Annotated in this window: 18 protein-coding genes and 1 riboswitch; of the genes, 7 read left to right on the forward strand and 11 right to left on the reverse strand. The window is 60.3% G+C overall.

Annotation, left to right across the window (positions count from 1 at the left end; genetic code table 11):
* The first annotated feature begins 124 nt into the window (after positions 1-124).
* The 4 genes from FE781_RS10750 to trpS all read left to right on the forward strand — a co-directional run bounded on the left by FE781_RS10750 (position 125) and on the right by trpS (position 5,484).
* Positions 125-1,000, forward strand: a complete 876-nt coding sequence (locus tag FE781_RS10750; protein WP_138789631.1) for a sulfurtransferase — start codon at positions 125-127, stop codon at positions 998-1,000.
* A gap of 369 nt (positions 1,001-1,369) precedes the next feature.
* A complete protein-coding gene (locus FE781_RS10760; RefSeq protein ID WP_138789632.1) occupies positions 1,370-2,026 on the forward strand; it encodes a glycosyltransferase in 657 nt (218 codons plus the stop codon).
* Between the two features lie 287 nt (positions 2,027-2,313).
* Positions 2,314-3,339 carry a serine hydrolase domain-containing protein gene (locus FE781_RS10765; RefSeq protein ID WP_246068140.1) on the forward strand — a complete coding sequence of 342 codons (1,026 nt, stop codon included), beginning with the start codon at positions 2,314-2,316 and terminating at the stop codon, positions 3,337-3,339.
* A gap of 1,158 nt (positions 3,340-4,497) precedes the next feature.
* The gene (trpS, locus tag FE781_RS10770) at positions 4,498-5,484 is read left to right on the forward strand and encodes a tryptophan--tRNA ligase (protein WP_138789634.1); all 987 of its coding nucleotides are present in this window, start codon (positions 4,498-4,500) and stop codon (positions 5,482-5,484) included.
* A gap of 182 nt (positions 5,485-5,666) precedes the next feature.
* Here trpS and FE781_RS17485 read toward each other — a convergent pair whose 3' ends face one another.
* Positions 5,667-5,825: a hypothetical protein gene (locus FE781_RS17485; protein ID WP_170209512.1), complete on the reverse strand. Its 159-nt coding sequence runs from the start codon at positions 5,823-5,825 to the stop codon at positions 5,667-5,669.
* A gap of 3 nt (positions 5,826-5,828) precedes the next feature.
* On the reverse strand, positions 5,829-6,008 hold the full coding sequence (locus FE781_RS10775) for a hypothetical protein (RefSeq protein WP_138789635.1): 180 nt from the start codon (positions 6,006-6,008) through the stop codon (positions 5,829-5,831).
* A gap of 207 nt (positions 6,009-6,215) precedes the next feature.
* Between FE781_RS10775 and FE781_RS10780 the strand changes: the two genes are divergently transcribed.
* Complete coding sequence (locus FE781_RS10780; protein ID WP_138789636.1) at positions 6,216-6,575, forward strand: Lin0512 family protein; 360 nt, start codon at positions 6,216-6,218, stop codon at positions 6,573-6,575.
* Between the two features lie 83 nt (positions 6,576-6,658).
* Here the strand turns inward: FE781_RS10780 and FE781_RS10785 are convergent, their stop codons facing one another.
* Positions 6,659-7,360 carry a metal-dependent hydrolase gene (locus FE781_RS10785; protein WP_138789637.1) on the reverse strand — a complete coding sequence of 234 codons (702 nt, stop codon included), beginning with the start codon at positions 7,358-7,360 and terminating at the stop codon, positions 6,659-6,661.
* Between the two features lie 133 nt (positions 7,361-7,493).
* On the opposite strand from FE781_RS10785, the gene FE781_RS10790 reads away from it, so the two are divergent.
* Positions 7,494-8,432, forward strand: coding sequence for a phosphotransferase family protein (locus FE781_RS10790; RefSeq protein WP_138789638.1), 939 nt, complete (start codon positions 7,494-7,496; stop codon positions 8,430-8,432).
* 65 nt (positions 8,433-8,497) lie between these two features.
* On the opposite strand, the gene FE781_RS10795 is transcribed toward FE781_RS10790, so the two are convergent.
* The gene (locus FE781_RS10795) at positions 8,498-8,710 is read right to left on the reverse strand and encodes a hypothetical protein (protein ID WP_138789639.1); all 213 of its coding nucleotides are present in this window, start codon (positions 8,708-8,710) and stop codon (positions 8,498-8,500) included.
* Between the two features lie 320 nt (positions 8,711-9,030).
* On the opposite strand from FE781_RS10795, the gene FE781_RS10800 reads away from it, so the two are divergent.
* Positions 9,031-9,837 carry an SDR family oxidoreductase gene (locus tag FE781_RS10800; RefSeq protein ID WP_138789640.1) on the forward strand — a complete coding sequence of 269 codons (807 nt, stop codon included), beginning with the start codon at positions 9,031-9,033 and terminating at the stop codon, positions 9,835-9,837.
* 57 nt (positions 9,838-9,894) lie between these two features.
* Here the strand turns inward: FE781_RS10800 and FE781_RS10805 are convergent, their stop codons facing one another.
* From FE781_RS10805 to FE781_RS10835, 7 genes are all read right to left on the reverse strand, one after another.
* Complete coding sequence (locus tag FE781_RS10805) at positions 9,895-10,503, reverse strand: response regulator transcription factor (protein ID WP_138789641.1); 609 nt, start codon at positions 10,501-10,503, stop codon at positions 9,895-9,897.
* Positions 10,488-11,717 carry a sensor histidine kinase gene (locus FE781_RS10810; RefSeq protein ID WP_138789642.1) on the reverse strand — a complete coding sequence of 410 codons (1,230 nt, stop codon included), beginning with the start codon at positions 11,715-11,717 and terminating at the stop codon, positions 10,488-10,490. The genes FE781_RS10805 and FE781_RS10810 overlap by 16 nt, the downstream gene beginning before the upstream one ends.
* A gap of 2 nt (positions 11,718-11,719) precedes the next feature.
* Positions 11,720-12,466 (reverse strand): ABC transporter permease, encoded by a 747-nt coding sequence (locus FE781_RS10815; RefSeq protein ID WP_246068137.1) that lies wholly within the window; start codon positions 12,464-12,466, stop codon positions 11,720-11,722.
* Complete coding sequence (locus tag FE781_RS10820; RefSeq protein WP_138789643.1) at positions 12,463-13,410, reverse strand: ABC transporter ATP-binding protein; 948 nt, start codon at positions 13,408-13,410, stop codon at positions 12,463-12,465. The genes FE781_RS10815 and FE781_RS10820 overlap by 4 nt, the downstream gene beginning before the upstream one ends.
* Positions 13,411-13,652: 242 nt before the next feature.
* A complete protein-coding gene (locus tag FE781_RS10825) occupies positions 13,653-14,126 on the reverse strand; it encodes a C40 family peptidase (RefSeq protein ID WP_246068138.1) in 474 nt (157 codons plus the stop codon).
* Positions 14,127-14,132: 6 nt separating this feature from the next.
* Positions 14,133-14,272: riboswitch (cyclic di-AMP (ydaO/yuaA leader) on the reverse strand.
* A 206-nt stretch (positions 14,273-14,478) separates the two neighbouring features.
* Positions 14,479-15,300, reverse strand: a complete 822-nt coding sequence (locus FE781_RS10830; protein WP_138789645.1) for a hypothetical protein — start codon at positions 15,298-15,300, stop codon at positions 14,479-14,481.
* A gap of 20 nt (positions 15,301-15,320) precedes the next feature.
* Positions 15,321-17,333, reverse strand: a complete 2,013-nt coding sequence (locus tag FE781_RS10835) for a M1 family metallopeptidase (RefSeq protein WP_211346342.1) — start codon at positions 17,331-17,333, stop codon at positions 15,321-15,323.
* Between the last annotated feature and the right edge of the window lie 165 nt (positions 17,334-17,498).

Genomic DNA, 17,498 nt, shown 5'->3' on the forward strand with positions numbered 1-17,498 from the left:
AATGTAATCATCCCCTTATTATACCAAATTCCAAAAGCCGATGTCGGCTTTACATTCGGGATTCGAATCGGTACAGTGGGAAGCGGATGAAGATTCCGTCAGGATAAAACAGGGAGGCGTGCATATGATCGTATCGGCCGAACGGCTGTCCGAATGGCTGAAGGAGGACGGCGTCGACACCGTGGTGGCGGATTGCCGGTTTACGCTGGGCAAACCGGACGAGGGACGGGAAGCTTACGCGGCGGGCAGGCTGCCGGGCGCCGTCTATCTCGATCTGGAGGAGGACCTGTCGTCGCCGGTCGGCGAACATGGCGGCCGGCATCCGCTTCCGGACCTCGACCGATTGGCGGCTAAACTGGGACGGTTCGGAATCGGACCGCGGACGCGCGTGGTCGCGTACGACGCGCAGGGCGGAGCGATGGCTTCCCGCCTCTGGTGGCTGCTCCGGTATATAGGGCACGAGCAGGCGTATGTGCTGGACGGCGGCATCGGAGCCTGGATCGCGTCCGGCGGCGAGATCGAGACCGGCGAGCCCCGCGGCACGGGGCTGGAGCCGACCGTATTCGTTCCGCGTCCGCAGCCGCATCTGCTCGCTTCCGTGGACGAGGTGCGCGCCGCTTCGTCGGCGATCAGAAGCGGTCAAGCGGGAGCGCCGCTGCTGATCGATTCCCGCGAGCGGCCGCGTTACCTCGGTGAAACCGAGCCGATCGACAAGTTGGCGGGCCATATTCCGGGCGCGGTCAACCGGTTCTGGAAGGACGCGCTGGACGAGCAAGGCCGCTGGAAGGACGCGGCGGGCCAAGCGGCGCGGTTCGCGGATCTCGGGGCCGAGCCGGACCGTGAGATCATCGTCTACTGCGGCTCCGGGGTGACGGCGTGTCCGAACGTGCTGGCTCTCCGGCAGGCGGGCTACCGCAATGTGCGGTTGTATGCGGGTTCGTGGAGCGATTGGATCTCGTACCCGGACAATCCGATTGCGACGGGAGAGGAAAAGAAGTAAAGCCGCGCGGCGGGTTGAGGGCTGTGACAGGTTGCCGGGAGGCAGGCTGTTGCGGCCCTTTTTTCATCTCTACTTGCAAACAAGACAGGCTGAAAACCGTACGCCTGGGCAAAGTATTTGATCTTGGATCAGATGCTTTTTTTATTTCACAGGATGAAAGGTCAGGTGTATGGCGATGAAGATGGCTTATATTCTGTTCGACCAGATGACAACGTCAGATTTTGTTGGATTTTATGAAGCTGTGACATGGATGGGGATTCTCAATTTATTTCATGGATTCAGACCGCACGAGATGTGAAGGATAAGGTATCCGTTTGTACGGGAGCTTGAATACTGGGTGGGATATCTGTCGATAAGGAGAAGAGTTCCATGAAAAATAAGCTGCAACTGTCAATCCTGCTGATGATGTCCATCGCCTTTAGTTTGACGCCCATAAGAACGCATGCAACCGAAAACAAACACACGTACGTGCAAAGTCAATGTTTAAGTCCGGCGATGGCGCAGCTCCAAGGAGATTTAAGGAGGAACTGGATCGACCATACGATATGGACGAGGAGCTACATCGTAAGCGCCCTCGCGGGCTTGGACGATCAGAAGGACGTATTGGAAAGGCTGCTTAGAAATCAGCAGGATATCGGAAACGCGGTCAAGCCGTATTACGGGGAAGCCGCCGGCAACAAGCTGGCTGAGCTGCTGAGGGAGCACATCCTCATCGCAGGGAAAGTGGTGGACGCGGCGAAAAGCGGAAATCAGGCGGATTTGAAAAGGTACAATAAAGAGTGGTACCGGAACGCCGACGATATCGCCAAGTTTCTGAGCGCCGCGAACCCGAACTGGACGCTGAAAGAGCTGCAGGATCTGCTTTATGTGCATTTGCAGTTGCTTACCGATCAGGTTAACGCCAGGTTGATGAAGGATTGGAAAGCGGATATTCTTGCCTTCGACAAAGGGGAGGACCATATCATCAAGCTCGCCGACACCCTTACGCAAGGCATTGTCAAGCAGTTTCCGGAGAAGTTCAAATGAAGATGAACCGCGACGGGAACAAAAAGAAGTAAAATCGCGCAGGGCGCGGGTTTGAGGGCTGCGACAAGTTGCCGATAGGCGCTGTCGCGGCCTTTTTTGGTTGCCCCGGGGTTAAGGGAGCGTGCCGGAAAACTCCCGCCCGATCTGAATTTTTTATTGGTAACGGCAATCATATTTTGGTAAAGTGGGTGGTGGGAACTAATGTTCCCTTTCGAGCGAGTTGACGATGGGAAGGGGTTGTCGGGATGGATTGGGGAACGAAACCCATGCCGGATCTGGAGGCCAGAATGAAGCAGGAACGCGTTCCGGGGATCGGAATCGCCGTATTTCGGGAGGGGCAAATGGAGTGGAGCGGCGGCTTCGGAGTGACGGAGGCGGGCACGCCGCGAAAAGTTACAGCCGATACCCTCTTCCATGCGTGTTCGATGAGTAAAATGGTTACGGCCATCGGAGTGCTATGTCTCGTCCAGGAAGGTTTGCTGGATTTGGACGAGGATGTCAACCGCTACTTGGTCTCCTGGCAGGTTCCGGAGAGCCCGTACACCACGCGGCATAAGGTGACGCTGCGCCTTCTGCTGGCTCATCAGGCGGGTTTCGTCGATCCTGAAGGCAGCTTTGGCGTGTGCGACATTCAAGACCCGTTCCCCGCTCCAACCGATATCCTCAGGGGAAATACCCGATATTATGCGGAGCCGGCTCAGGTTAAATACACGCCGGGCAGCCGATTTTCCTACTCGGACGCCGGTTATGCGGTGGTCGAGCAACTGGTCGAAGATGTGACCGGGGAGCCGTTTGCCGCTGTGATGAGACGGTTCGTCATCGAGCCGCTCGGTTTAAAGCGGACAATGTTCTGGAAGGGGCGTTCCGAAGACGGGGCAGATCCGCTTGAAATCAAGGCAGAAGAAGAAGCGGCGGCAGGACATGATCCATTCGGCCGCGTGGTCGAAGGGAGGCGGGCCCATTATCCGAATTTGTCCGGCGCCGGTTTATGGACGACCCCTGCCGAATTCGCGACATTCACACTTGAGGTCATTAAGGCTTGGAATGGCGACGCCCAATCTGTCTTGCGGCCGGATCTGGCCCGAATGATGCTGACCAGCCAAGGGTGTGACACAGGAGTAGGTCTCGGGGTCTTCCTTCCGCATGCCCATGAACCGTATATGGTCTCCCAAGGGTGGGGCGTCGGTTTTCAGTGTATGCTGGCGGCATACCCGAACCGAAAAAGCGGTATCGTTGCGATGGCCAATTCCGATCCGGGCAGGCCTCAACACGAATCCTTAATTGGGGAAATCATCCGCTTATCCGAAAGATGAGGCGTATCCAAATCTATAAATCTATAAATCTAGTATGAACATACACGCAGAAATCGAAGCATCTCCATATCCTGATAATAATTCAGCGAAAGGAGATGATGGCCATGTCAAAAAAGGGGGGACGCAGCGACGCCGATAGCCGAAGCCACGGAAGCAAAAGCCGGGGAGGCAAAAGCCACGGAGGCAAAAGCCGCGGAAGCAAAAACGGGATTAGAAGCATTCTCTCGCAGATTGGACTGGGTACCCCGAATATTCGAATCATCGCTGACGGGACTTCTCAGACCGGGGTGTTTTTGGGCGTTATGGATGACTTTGTCGCCTTAAGTGTGGATCGCGTCGTATGTTATATTCGGATTTCTTCCATTATTGCCGTATACGTCGGAGTCGTCGTGAGAAAAAAGCCGAAACGGATACGGAAATGCAAGTGCAACTTTAAACACAAATGCACGTGCAAAAAGGTATAAGGTTGGTTGACGGGCGCCCCTTGTTCAGGAGGTGTCATGCTATACGGAGTATTTGGCGGGGAAATCGAGCGTGACGATTGCGGTCGACGGCGTCCGCGTTGAACCAAAGTGCAGATAGGAGCGGGAATCCGACGCCTGAAGCGCGGTTTCTCTTCGATTATTTTCCCGTGGGTGAACCATTGACAGCGTTAAAGGTCAAGAGGTCGGACAAATTCGCAGGCCGTCAGCTTGATTCGGGGCGCCGGTTTTGCCTGTATGGACAAAGGCGGCCGCTTGTTGTACAGTAATCGTATATCGCGAACAACGATGATGAAGGGTAAGTAGACAGACGTTCACGGACTTGCAGAGAGCCGGTGGTTGCTGCGAACCGGTGTCCGCCGTATGCTCGAATGGCCTTCGGAGTTGCTTTTCCGAGACATCCGCCGGATGGGGTAGGGAAAGCCGGGTTTCCCGCCGTTACCACGGGAGCGGTATCGAGAACGCCCGCGGCGTTTCTCCGCACCGTCAGAGCGGATCGTTTACGCTTGCCGATGGGCGGCGCAGCGATTCATTAAGGTGGCACCACGACAACTTCGTCCTTAACCGGGCGAAGTTTTTATGTTTTTAAAGGGGGTGATGGTCATGGAAGACGGCTGGTGGCGGCTCTTGCAACGAATGTCGATCGTAAATCAACCAATCGGGAGGATGTCTAACGATGAAAGAACGCATGTTGACAGGGGACCGGGTAACCGGCAAGCTTCATCTTGGCCATTACGCCGGCAGTTTGAAAAATCGGGTCGCGCTTCAAGACCGGTACGAAGCCTTTCTATTGCTGGCCGACGTTCAGGCGCTGACGACGCATTTTGACCGGCCGGAGCTGATCCGGGACCATCTGCGCGAGGTGGCGCTCGACTATTTGGCGGCGGGCATCGACCCGGAGAAGTCGACAGTGTTTGTCCAGTCCATGGTGCCGGAAATCGCGGAATTAACCGTCTTTTATTCGATGTTCGTGACGGTGAATGTGCTTAGGCACAACCCGACGATCAAGTCCGAATCGAGAAACGGCAGTCTGGACGAAATGTATTACGGCTTCCTCGGCTATCCGGTCAGCCAAGCCGCCGATATCACCTTCTGCAAGGCGACCGTCGTGCCGGTCGGCGACGACCAGTTGCCGCATCTGGAGTTCGCCCGCAAAATCGTCCGCCGGTTCAACGAGCTGTATCAGCCGGTGCTGGTTGAGCCGAAGGCTCTCTTGAGCGATATGCCGAGGCTGGTCGGCACGGACGGAAGCGCCAAGATGAGCAAAAGCTTGGGCAATGCGATCCCGCTTGACTCTTCGAAGGAGGAACTCGCCCACAACATTCGCCGGGCGGTGACCGACCCCGCCCGCATCCGCAAGAATGATCCCGGCCATCCCGACGTATGTCCGATCTATACGTACCACCGCGTATTCCGGCCGGAAGGGGCCGATGAGATTCGCGAAGGCTGCGAGCGCGGCACGATGGGTTGCGCCGGCTGCAAGGAACGGGTGACGGAGGCGCTGGAGCGGCTGCTCGAACCGATGCGGGAACGCCGGGCGTATTATGCGGCCAGACCGAAGAGGGTGGATGAGATGCTGATCGCCGGGACGAACCGCGCCCGCGCCATCGCCAGAGAGACGATGGCCGAGGTGCGCGAAGCGATGAGTCTGAACTATTTCTGACGAATAAGCAGGTTCTTCGCCGGTCGCGACGGGAGAACCTCTTCGATGCGGCTATCCTGGGGAGCGGCGAAGGATGCCGCGCTGATGCCGAAAGCCCTTCAGGTCCCTGCCTCTCAAGCGGGCGGGACCGAAGGGCTTTTCTTTGCGGCGGGAGTTATGCCGCTGTCGGTTGCGTCTAGCTGTCAGCGGTTCGCTTCGTCGTCCGAGCCGCAAGCGGCGTCGATTGCCTCCGCTTGAAACTCCTCGTCGTTGCGGGAAGTGAGCTTGTCGCCGTACTGATCCAGACGGTCCGGGCTGCTGCTTGGTCCGTCGTTGTCGGGCTTGTTGTTCCGGCCTGCCATCGTCTACACCTCCCCGGACTCGTCTTCGGCTGCTCTTGCGATGCCGCAAGAGCCTTCGTATCCGTCGCGCTCCTGCCATTCCTTCAGATGCTCCCGCATCGTTTCGTCGCCAGGCAGCTCCGCCGCCAGCCTGACGGCGGGCTCTCTGAACTCGACATGCCCTTTGCCGGTCGGATGATTCATGGATATCCCTCCATAGATTGATGCGCACCTTTATTGGTTTGCCGGATATTGGCCGGAGATATACGCTGTTCCTGTGGAGGACCGATGAATTGGGGCAATTCTCCGATCGGGTCGGTGGATGTGGGGGGATTCCCGAGACTGTTCAAACCGGACGGAATGAATTACAGTGAGGGTAGGCATACATTTACGGTTGGGGGAGAGACGCCTATGAAGAAAACGATGTTTATCGAGATCGGCATGGGGATCGACCTGCATGGCCAGAACGTGACCAAAGCGGCCGTCCGGGCCGTACAGAACGCGATTCACCACAATTCGATGCCTGGTATCCGTTCGGTTCTGCCGGGAGGAGATTTAAACAACATGAAGGTAAACGTCCGGCTTGCCGTGCCGGCGGACAAGGACAAGCTCGATCTGGACGTCGTGAGGAAGGAGCTACCGTACGGCCAGGTGTCCTTTGAGGTTGTCGACGGCGGCATGTTGACCTCAAGCGGCATCGTGCTCGAGGACAAGCAGGACCGCAACGACCTCGCCTACGTCGTCATCGCGTCCGTCGAGGTCGGTTACTGAAGCGGCCCCGAATGGAGGCGCCATCCCACGCGAAAAACCCTCATACGCGGCACGGCCCGTATCGAGGGTTTTGTCGTCTGGCGTCAAGCGCCCGCTTCGAGCTTCAGCTTGTCTCCGGGCTTCATCACCCGGCCTTTCAGGCCGCGTTCCTCCAGCATGTGCACGAATTTTTCCGCGTCTTGCCGAATCACCGAAAACGTGTTGTAGTGCACCGGCACGACCAGCTTGGCGCCGTACCACTCGGCCGCTTGGAGCGCGTCCTCCGGCCCCATCGTATAGTGGTCGCCGATCGGAATAAACGCCACGTCGATGGCGTACCGCTCCCCGATCAGCTTCATGTCGCTGAACAGGCAGGTGTCGCCCGTGTGGAGAATGGTGAAGCCTTCCGCTTGCACGATATACCCGCCCGGCATGCCGCCGTACAGGATGCGCTTCTCTTCTTCCAGCACGATGCCGGAGCTGTGGAACGCCTGGATCATTTTCGCCTTCGCAAAGCCGAGATCGATCGTGCCTCCCAAGTTCATGCCGATCGTTTTAACGCCTTTCCAGGACATGTAGGAGGCAAGCTCGAAGTTCGCCACGACGGGGGCGTCATTGGCCGAGGCGACCAGATCCGCGTCGGAGATATGATCGGCATGGGCATGCGTCAGCAGCACCGCATCCGTCTTGATGTCCCGGGGGTCCGTCACCGCCAGTTCGTTGCCGCGCAGGAACGGATCGATGATCAGCGACCGGTCGCCTGTTACGATCTGCACGCAGGAGTGGCCGTGATAAATGAGTTCCATAAATACCCTCCTTGGGATATGGGATGGTCTTGACTATGTGTATTTTATCCTTTTTATTGGGCGGTTCACAACCGACGAGGGAACCCCTGCGGAGCAGGCCGAAAGAAGCGATAGGACGGAGGAGGTGATCCGAATGCATGAAACGAATGAGCGGGAAATACCGGAGCGGGCGATCAAATGGGCGCTGGACGCCGTGGACCCCGATGCGGTGCTCCTGTCGGTCAGGCGGCTGCAGGGAGGAATCTCTGCGGTTGTGCACAGCCTCTCTCTTCGAACGAAGCGGGGGGTGCGTCAGGTGGTGCTGCGGCAGTTCCATAACGAAGAATGGCTGAGGCAAGAACCGGATTTGGCGCGGCATGAAGCGGAGAGCTTGCGCCGGGCCGCCCTGACGGAAGTTCTGTCGCCGCGGGTCATCGCCTTCGACGAGACCGGGCAGTCATGCGGCAGGCCCGCCGTGCTTGTGACGCAGCTCGAAGGTTCCGTGGTGCTGCGGCCCGACGATATGGAGGCATGGGTGCACGGACTGGCCGAGGCTCTGGCCCGGATACATGCCGAACCGGCCGGCGATTTTCCGTGGCGGTATAACTCGTACAACGATCCGGCCGCTGCGCAAGTTCCGAAGTGGACGCGTTGTCCGGACATATGGCGGGAAGCGGTCGGCATCCTTCGGGGGCCGCGTCCGCAAGCCCGGATCTGTTTCATTCACCGGGACTATCATCCGGCGAATGTGTTATGGGCGGGCGGCCAAGTCAGCGGCGTCGTCGATTGGGTAAACGCCTGCCAGGGACCAGCCGGAATCGACGTCGGCCATTGCCGGGTGAATCTGGCGCAGTTGCACGGCGTGGAGGCTGCCGATCTGTTCCTCGACGCGTACCGGACATGCGCCGGCTCGTCGTTCAGCTACGATCCGTACTGGGATCTGTTGTCGCTGGCGGATATGCTCACGGAGGAGCCGCCTTCCGTGTACGCGGGATGGACGGCTCTGGGGGCGGCCGATTTGACGAGCGGGCTGCTCATCGAGCGGATCGACGATTACCTCGTCAGCTTGGTGGCGCGGGCGAACGGGGCGTGAGGCCGCCCGGCGAGCGCAAGCCGGCTCCAAATTCGGGGGTCAGCGGAAGTCCGGAGGCAGCCGAATCAGCTTCCGGCGATCTCCGCGATTCGCCGGTTGACGTCTCCGGCCCGGTACACGCCTCCGTGGTAGCAGATGACCGTGTTGATGTCGTATGCCGACAATCGCGCCAACGACTGAAGCGCGAGCCGCATATCTTGCGTCTGGTCGGGGGCGGGCCCTTGCAGCCGGCCGGCTTCGACCGTCAAGGCATCGGCGTACCCCGATCGCGAGCTCATGCGCGGTCATCGGCTCCGGTATGCCTCCCGGAACCATTTCAGCACGAGACCCGGCTCCCATTCGTGTACAACCGCCATCCGGCCTTCGCCGATCACTCTGCCTGGCCGCAACTTGATCCGCTCCTTTGCGCGACATCGTTTGAACGGACGTCAGCTTTCCGGTATGCTCGAAATTGATCGATGAACCCGCTTCCATATGTTCGTTTTGACGCGGACGGATGCTCTCGATAAAAGCGTCAGCAAACAGCGTTCTGGCATCCGCTTGGAGACTTTCAACAGAAGCTTTTCACCCAGTGTATCCTAGCGAAGGAGAGATGAGAATGAGTTCTACTACCCTTAACGACGGTCTGCAAGGCAAAGTGGCCGTCGTCTGCGCGGCCAGCAGCGGCCTCGGCTTCGCCAGCGCCAAACGGCTGGCCCAAGGCGGCGCGCAGGTGACGATCCTGAGCCGGTCGAAAGAGGCGATCGAACGGGCGGCAGCCGAGATAGAAGCGGAGACCGGGCATAAACCGCTCGGTTTCGCGGCGGATATGGGCAATCCGGAAGATATCCGGAAGGTCGTGCAGGGCACGGTCGAGGCGCGCGGACGGCTGGACGTTCTGGTGCACAACGCGGGCGGGCCGCCGGCCGGCACGTTCGAATCGTTCTCCGACGACGTCTGGCAGCAAGCCCATGACCGCAACTTCCTGAGCCTGGTGCGGCTCGTGCGTGAGGCGCTACCGCATTTGAAGGCGAGCGGCCGCGCGTCGATCGTCAATATCGTCTCGATCTCGGTCAAACAGCCGCTGGCCGGCCTGATTCTGTCGAACGCTTACCGCGCGGCGGTTGTCGGCCTCGCCAAGTCGCTGGCCGACGAGTTCGCCCCGTACGGCATTCGCGTGAACAATGTCGCGCCGGGCCGAATCGCGACCGAACGCGTCCGCGAGCTGGACGCTTATGCGGCGGAAGCGCGCGGGGTGCCGGTCGAGCAGATCGCGGAGGGCAACATCCGGCTGATTCCGGCCGGACGGTACGGCCGACCGGAGGAGTTCGCGGAGGCGGTTGCTTTTTTCGCGTCCGACCGATCCTCGTATGTCACCGGCGCGACGCTCCAGGTGGACGGCGGCATGGTTCGTTCGATTCAATAATAAACACAGGAGGGGGCGACCGTCTGCGGTCCGCCCCCTCGTTCATGCCGGCCGGCCTTAATCGAGCCAGCCCTTGTCCCGGGCCTTGCGGATCGCTTCGATCCGCGAGCTTGCTCCCAGCTTGCCCATCGCTTCGGAGATGTAATTGCGCACGGTGCCGTGCGACAGGAACAGTTTCGCGCCGATCTCCTGCAACGAATGGCCCAGCGCGGCCAAGGACAGTACCTCGCGCTCCCTCGCGGTCAAAGGGCAAGGTTCCTCCCACATGGCGAACGCCAGCTCGGGGTGAATGACCCGTCGGCCATTCCGCACGCTTCGGATCGCTTCGGCGAGCTCCTCGGCCGGGCTGTCCTTCAGCAGATAGCCGAACACGCCGGCTTTCATGGCCCTCTGGAAATACCCCGGTCTCGCAAATGTCGTCAAGATGATCAGCCGACAGCCGATTTCTTCCCGTCCTGCCAGGGCATCCGCTACATCCAGGCCGCTCATCAGCGGCATCTCGATATCGATCAGCGCGACATCCGGACGGAGCCGTTCGATCAGGGCGAGGGCTTCCCTTCCGTCGCCGGCTTGCCCCACGACATCCAGATCCTCTTCCAGCGAAAGCAAGGATACGAGCGCGCTCCGAAGCAGCCCTTGATCTTCGCTAATCACGATTCGGATGATCGGGAATCGCCTCCTTGCGGTAATATGGCGGCGGCCGGAACGTCCGGCAGACTCCGGCGCACGAGCGGAACGGACAGCGCAAGCTTCGTTCCCCGCCGATCCCCCGGCTGCAGCGTCAGCGTCCCGTCGACCAGCGCCAACCGCTCGCGGATGCCGCGGAGTCCGTTGCCGGGATCGACGGACCCGCTCAGGCCGATGCCGTCGTCGGCGATCGTGAGGCGTACCGAATGTTCATCGTGTTCCAGCGCGATCTCGCAGTTATTGGCTTGGCTGTGGCGCACGACGTTGGTGATCGCTTCGCGCAGACACATGGCGAGGATGGATTCCTGCAAAGGCGTATACGGGACCGTCCGTTCCGGTCCTGCCTCCTCCCGAATCGCCGACGTCTCAGGAAGCCCGTGAACCTTCAGCCCGATGCCCGCTGCGGCGCACAACGTCCGGGCATGCCCGATCTCGTCGCGGAGGCGGACCGTCTTCATCTCCGTGACCAGCTCCCGCATCCGCTTTAACGCTCCGCGCGCCGTATCGCGGATCTCGCGCGCCTCCCGGGCGGCCTGCTCGGGGGAGCGGGAGGCGAGCTTCTCCGCCAGTTCGCTCTTGAGCGCAATCAGCGAGAGCGTATGCCCAAGCGTGTCATGCAGCTCGCGGGCGATCCGGTTCCGCTCCTCCTGTTGGGCCATGCGCTCGATCTGCGAGGTAGCGGCATGAAGACGCTCGGACATTTGCATATATTTCATGGATGCTCGTATGATCCACGGCAGGACGCAGACGCCGAACAAGGTCGGCAGCAGCGAAAACCAAAATTCGAGCCCGACCTGATCGAAGTACGGTTCCGCTGCGACGATCAAGCCGATCAAAAAAACGGCACCCGTTACGGAGATGACGAAAGGCGACTGGCGGCTTAGCGGAACGGACATCATGAATCCCAAATAGCTGTACATCGGATGATAGAAATTCGCGAGCCCCAGGATGATCGACAGTTGGGCGGCTAACATGGCATTGGCCTTGAGCGAAGGCTCGACCCAGTGAAGCTCCCGGTAGAGCCAGACGAACAGAACAAGCAGACCGTAGCCGGCCGTCATCCGCCCTGGCGGTTCCAGCGTCAAAAAATAAACAGGCAATGCCAGATTCATCAGGTAAATCAGCGGCAGAAGGCCCGCTCTAGCGGGAAAAAACCGCCTGGGGCGGCGGCGGGCGGTTTCGTTCGCGTTCATGATCAGATCGCTTCCCGTCGGTTCAGGATATATACCGATAGTAGCATACAGACGGCGCCGAAGCCCGCCAAAATCATCCAGTCGGCGGCCGACGGCGGGGAGCCGGCCAGCAGGTTCCAGGCGCCGTGCGCGTAACGGTGCGTCGGCAGCCATTGTCCGACCATCTGCATCCACTTCGGCATGACGGACAGCGGCATCCATAAGCCGCCCAATACGGACATGCCCAGATGCAGCACGTTGCCGACGGCGATCGCGGCATCCGCATGGCGCATCGTGCCCAGCAATGCCCCAAGCGCGAGGAACGGAACGCTGCCGATCCACAACCATAAACCGGAAGAAATCCAGACGCCGATGGAAAGGTTGAGATCATAGACGAGCCCGCCGGAGGCGAAAAGGAGCAGCAAAATGGCCAGATGCATAACCAGATGGGCGGCGATCTTGCTGCCCACCCAAGCGGACGGGGACAGCGGCGTCAGGCGCAGCGTGCGCACCCAGCCGTCGCGGCGCTCATAGGCGAGCCGGATGCCGAATTGGCTGACTGCCGTGCCGACCAGGCTGAAAGCCGTCATCGACATCAGGGAGTAAGCGCCGTAAACCGTCGATTCGATTACCGTATCCGAGCCGTTGAGCGCGGCGAACAAGAAATAGAACGCGAGCGGCATCCCGATCGAAAAGATCAGGAAAAACGGGCTGCGCACGATTCGGAGCGCCTCGGCGCGGGTTTGGGCGGCGAGCATGGCTGCGGTCATCGGGGAATCCCTCCTCCTTGAGATGGCAGATGCGGCCCCGGCATCGCGGCTCCGGAATCGGCGGCTCGCGTCAACTGCCGGTAGGCGTCTTCCAGGCGGGCGGTTTCGACGCGGATGTCCCGCACGCCCCAGCCGCTCGCGAACAGAACGGGCAGCAGCGCATCCGTGTCGCTCGCGAACAGGCGGACGCGGGAACCGTCCCGTTCGATTCTTGCCGCTCCCGTCGCGCGGAGCAGTTCGGCTTCGTCGGGCAGGCGGTCGGCGGTGAAGGAGACCGCGGGCATCGACGCGATGGCCTTCAATTGCTGCGGCGTTCCTGCCGCCACGATCCGGCCGTCCGCTATGACATGGATGTTCTCCGCCAGCGCGTCGGCTTCCTCCATCGAATGCGTCGTCAGCAGCACGGTGCGCCCGCCGGAGGCGAGAGCGCGTATTTCTTCCCAGAACCGGAGGCGCGCCTCCACGTCCATGCCGGTTGTCGGCTCGTCAAGCAGGATCAGCTCCGGATCGCCGGCCATGCAGAGGGCGAACTGCAAGCGCCGCCGCTGTCCGCCGGACAAGGCCGTCGCCCGCCGTCCCGCCTCGCCGCGCAGGCCAGACAGGTCGAGCAGACGGTCCAGCGGCAGCGGCCGGGGATAATAGCTGCGGAACAACTGCAGCAGCTCCCGGACCGTCAGGCCGTCCGGAGCTTTGGCTTCCTGCACCATCGCGCCGAGCTTGCGGCGCAGCTCGATCGAGCCGGGCTTCCGGCCCAGCACCCGGATTTCGCCCGATGTGGGGCGAAGCAATCCGAGAATCAGCGAGATCGTTGTCGATTTGCCCGCTCCGTTCGGCCCGAGCAGCGCGGTGACGCCGCCGCGCCGGATTTCGAGATCCACGCCGTCCAGCGCGCGGAGGCTCCCGAAGGTTTTGACCAGACCTTTGCAAGCGATGGCGATATCCATGGCCGTACCGTCCTCTCATTTCGTTCTGCTCTCATTGTAGCAGGGAAGGGGAGAGGAGGTTAGTGGACGGTGTCATCCCTTCCGTATGACATTTGTCAGACTCGGCAGGCCTCCCGTCTCTTGCCCGGGGCTCCGGCGTATTCCGGTCAGTTACCGGCCGGCCTGGGCTTCGAAGCGGTCCGGAAAGGCAAAGAAGGCCGCGCCTCCCGCATTCGGGGCTGCGCAGCCTTCTTTCCGATCCATTATTCCGCTACGTCCGTCATCAATTCCTCGTATTTCTCGTCCGACAGGATTCGCCGCGCGGTCACATACCGTTTGGCATAGTAGGCGTCGTCCAATTCCGTAAATACGACACCCTGATTCGTGGCGCTGTGCACGAAGTACCCGCCGCCGACATAGACGCCGACGTGGGAGATGCCTTTGCCGTCGGTATTGAAGAACACCAGGTCGCCGGCGCGAAGATCGGACTTGTTCACCGCTTCGCCGAGCTGCGCTTGTCCCTTGGACGAGTGCGGCAGGTCGATGCCGAATCCGTTGAACAGGTACTGGGTGAATCCGGAACAATCGAAGCCGTTCGTGCTGGTGCCGGCCCATTTGTATCGGACGCCTACGAGTTCGTTAATGTCCTTGCTCATCTTCGATTCCGCGAAGGCGGCTCCGGCCAACCATCCGGAACATACGGCAGTAAACAACAGCGATAAAGCGATTTTCTTCAAAACAGGGCGGCTCCTTCCAAATGCCTACGAGGTTAGCTGGAGGGTTCGGTCGAAGGTTTCCCTATGGCCCCTGAAAGCGAGGCCAATTCACCCGAAGAATGGTTCCCCCGTTTTCCGCCTTCGCGGAAATTCGGCATGATGAGTATGAATTTTGACTCACCCTGTATATATACGCGGTTTTGCGCGAAACTCCTTCCGCATTCCCAAAAAAAGTTTTATATTCTCGTATTTTTATAACGGATACGAAAGATTCGCTCCCATAAAAAACGGATCTTCGCGCGTGGCGAAGATCCGTTGGCAAAACGGTGCGGTCGCAAGCGGCGGTTATGGAGCGCTCGCCGCAGCCTTCTCCCTATTGGCGGTCGCTCCAGATCTCATGCTGGGCCGCCAGCCCCCACAACCGGAAGCAGATGCTTGCCAGGTACTGCACCTGGTGTGCGATCAACGCGGCGATCCCCGCCCAGATGAGAGAGGCCGCATTCATCGCGGTCATGGCTGCCGCGGAAGCCGCTCCGATCAGCAGGAAGGAACCGAGCACGGGCGGCAGCCCCCGGCCGAACGCGTTCAGCCCGCGCCACCAGCCCGCTTCCGAGACGATGGCGAATTGGATGTGCATCAGAAGCAGGTGGATCAGCAAGGCGCCAACGAACCAGATGGCGGCATACGGGGCGGCTGTCCATAAGATATCGGTCAAGGATATGTCTTGGTGCAGCAGCGCCCACAGCTTCGGCCCCGCCCACAGGACGGGAGCGAGGATGACGGCCGTTCGGAACAGATGCAGGAACAGGAATGGCATCGTGAACCGCTTGACGCCCGTGACGAACCGGTAGCCGGGGTTCAGATCCGTCCGGTGAAACGAGTAATACAGTCCCGCGTTGAGCACGGGCGTAAGCAGGAGGCGGACCGCCGCGAAGGCGGCGAGCGTCCACAGATACGGTTCCGCCAGATCGGACTTCAGCAGTCGGAACTGGCCTTCGGCGAGGAACAGCTCGACCGCTTCCTTCGACGAGCCGCCTCCCGGATAGCGATGCAGCAAGGGGTCGACCACGGATCGGATGAACCGGTAGAACAGCCAGCCCCAGACGAGCTGATAGAGGAACAGGACCAGGATGGAGAAGCTCTGGGCCTTCAGCTTGGCAAATCCGGCGCGCACCGCGCCCATCGTCGAGATCATATGCGAGGTCTCCTCCGTTCTTACCACGCCAGCGCCCGAATCAGCGCCTCCGCGAGTTTATCCAAGCCGAGCGACCATCGAACGCTTTGTCTCCGATCCACGTCCGTCCGCATGAAGTTGTTGATGTGACGGTTCTCCAACACCATCGTTTTGTCGGGGTCCACCTGCACGTTGAGAAGCGGGGAATTGTAGGTGAATTTGTAGACGATCGATTCCCCTTGGCCGTCCCAGATTTGCCGCTGCTCCGTCCCGTCCCCGAACCGGAAGGCGATCGGCACCGCCGAGTGCGTGCCTCCTTTATTGCGGATCAGCACCTCGTGCTCGTACAGCGTCTCCGCTCCTCGGGCTTCGGCATCTCCCGGCAGCTTCTTGCTGCGGATGGAATCGACCGAGAAATCGACCATCCGGTCGCCGTATACGTATTGATCGAAGTAGGGCTGCCAGTTTTGCTTCGTGACGCTTTCCAGCGTGGCTTGGAATTCGCGGCTCGTCGGATGGCGGAATTTCCACTTTTGGAAATACGTGCGGAGCACCTTCCGCATCGTGTCCCGTCCGATCTGCTTCTCGATATCGACGAGGATGAGCTTGGCTCGGGTGTAGACGTTGTCGGCGTAATGCGAGTGACTCTTGAAGTTCCAGGCGAAGCGGTTGAGCGACGCCGGCGACGTAATGAAGCTGGATTCCATCGCAAGATTGCTCTTCACACCGTAATCGGTCTCCATGACGAGGTCTTCGGCGTAAGAGGTGAAGCCTTCGTCCAGCCACGCTTCCTCGAACTCGTTGGACGCGACCATCCCGTACCAGTACTGATGGCCGATCTCGTGAACGACGACGCGTTCGAGCTCGAAGCCGGGATTTGGATCGCCCGCGCCCCAGGCGGTGACAAGCGTCGGGTATTCCATGCCGCCCGCGCCGTTGGCGCCGGCGGGAGGCACGACAATGGAGAGCGTCTGGTAGGGGTAGGTGCCGAACCATTCGCTGTACCGGGCGAGCGATTTTTTGGCGGCGGCCATATACCGGTCCTTCAGATGCCGATGGGCGGGGTCCAGGTACAGCTTGATGCGCATGCCCGGGATGTTCGGCGTCGAAAATTTCTCCTCGGCATACACGAAATCCGGGGAGGCGGCCCAGGCGAAGTCGTGCACGTCATCGGCATAAAAGTGATACGTTTTGGTGCGGCCGTCGTCGGTGGCCGTTTTCGTCTGGAAGCCGGTCGAGGCGACGATGTACCGGGACGGTACCTTGATATTGACGCTGTAGATGGCAAAGTCCGAATAAAACTCCGAATTGCCGTGATATTGGTGCAGGCTCCACCCCTCGTCCGGGCGTCCTCGCGTCCCGGCCGGCTCATAGACGGCGATCTTGGGGAACCATTGCCCGGCCATCACGAAATCGCCCGAGTACCCCATCCGGGCGAACGCCTGCGGCAGCTTGACCCGGAACGCAATCTGCAGCGTCGTTTTGCCGCCCGGCGGGATAGGCTCCGGCAGGACGATGCGCATGAGGGTTTTGTCGTCCTTGTTGCCGTCGTCGGGCTGGACGAAGTGCATATGGGGCGTCAGATCGACGCCGCTGGATGTTTTCAGCGAGGTGATCTCCATCTGGCCGTAGCCGCCGGCCGGCATCTTGTCGCCGCGCAGTTTGCCGCCCGACTCCCGCATAAAGGTGCTTTTCCCGGAGGCGAACGCGTTCGGGTACAGATGGAAATACAGCTCCGTAACCGGCTTTTTCCCGGGATTGCGCCACGTCAGCGTCTCCGCCCCCGTCAGCGATTTGTCCGACTCGTCCAGGGCGACGCCGATATGGTACTCGGCCACCCGCTCGCTGAGCGGCGGTTCCTTCGGCGTAGGCTGCGGCTTGGGCACCGCCGGAGCCGGTGCCTGTCCGGCATTCGGCTGCCCGGGGCCGGACAGGGCGAAGGTGTCGGCGTCCCGGCCGGAGCGCAGATTCAGGGCCGTCCAGATCAGCGTCACGGCAAGAGCTAGTCCCAGCAGCAGAAGCAGTCGGTACGGTTTGGCAATTGTGCGGATCATACTCCATTCACCCCGTTGACAAGCGTCTAAGGCATGTATATGTGGACAGGGTCAGGAATATATCTGCGAAGTTCGGACAGGTAGGGAGGAACGCGGGCAAGCCGTCCCGGGCGGCTCCGCAACGGCTTGCTTGGGGCGGGGAATCGTCCGGCCGCGGCGTTTGCC

It is taken from the genome of Paenibacillus thermoaerophilus, from assembly GCF_005938195.1.
Taxonomy (GTDB): Bacteria; Bacillota; Bacilli; order Paenibacillales; family Reconciliibacillaceae; genus Paenibacillus_W; species Paenibacillus_W thermoaerophilus.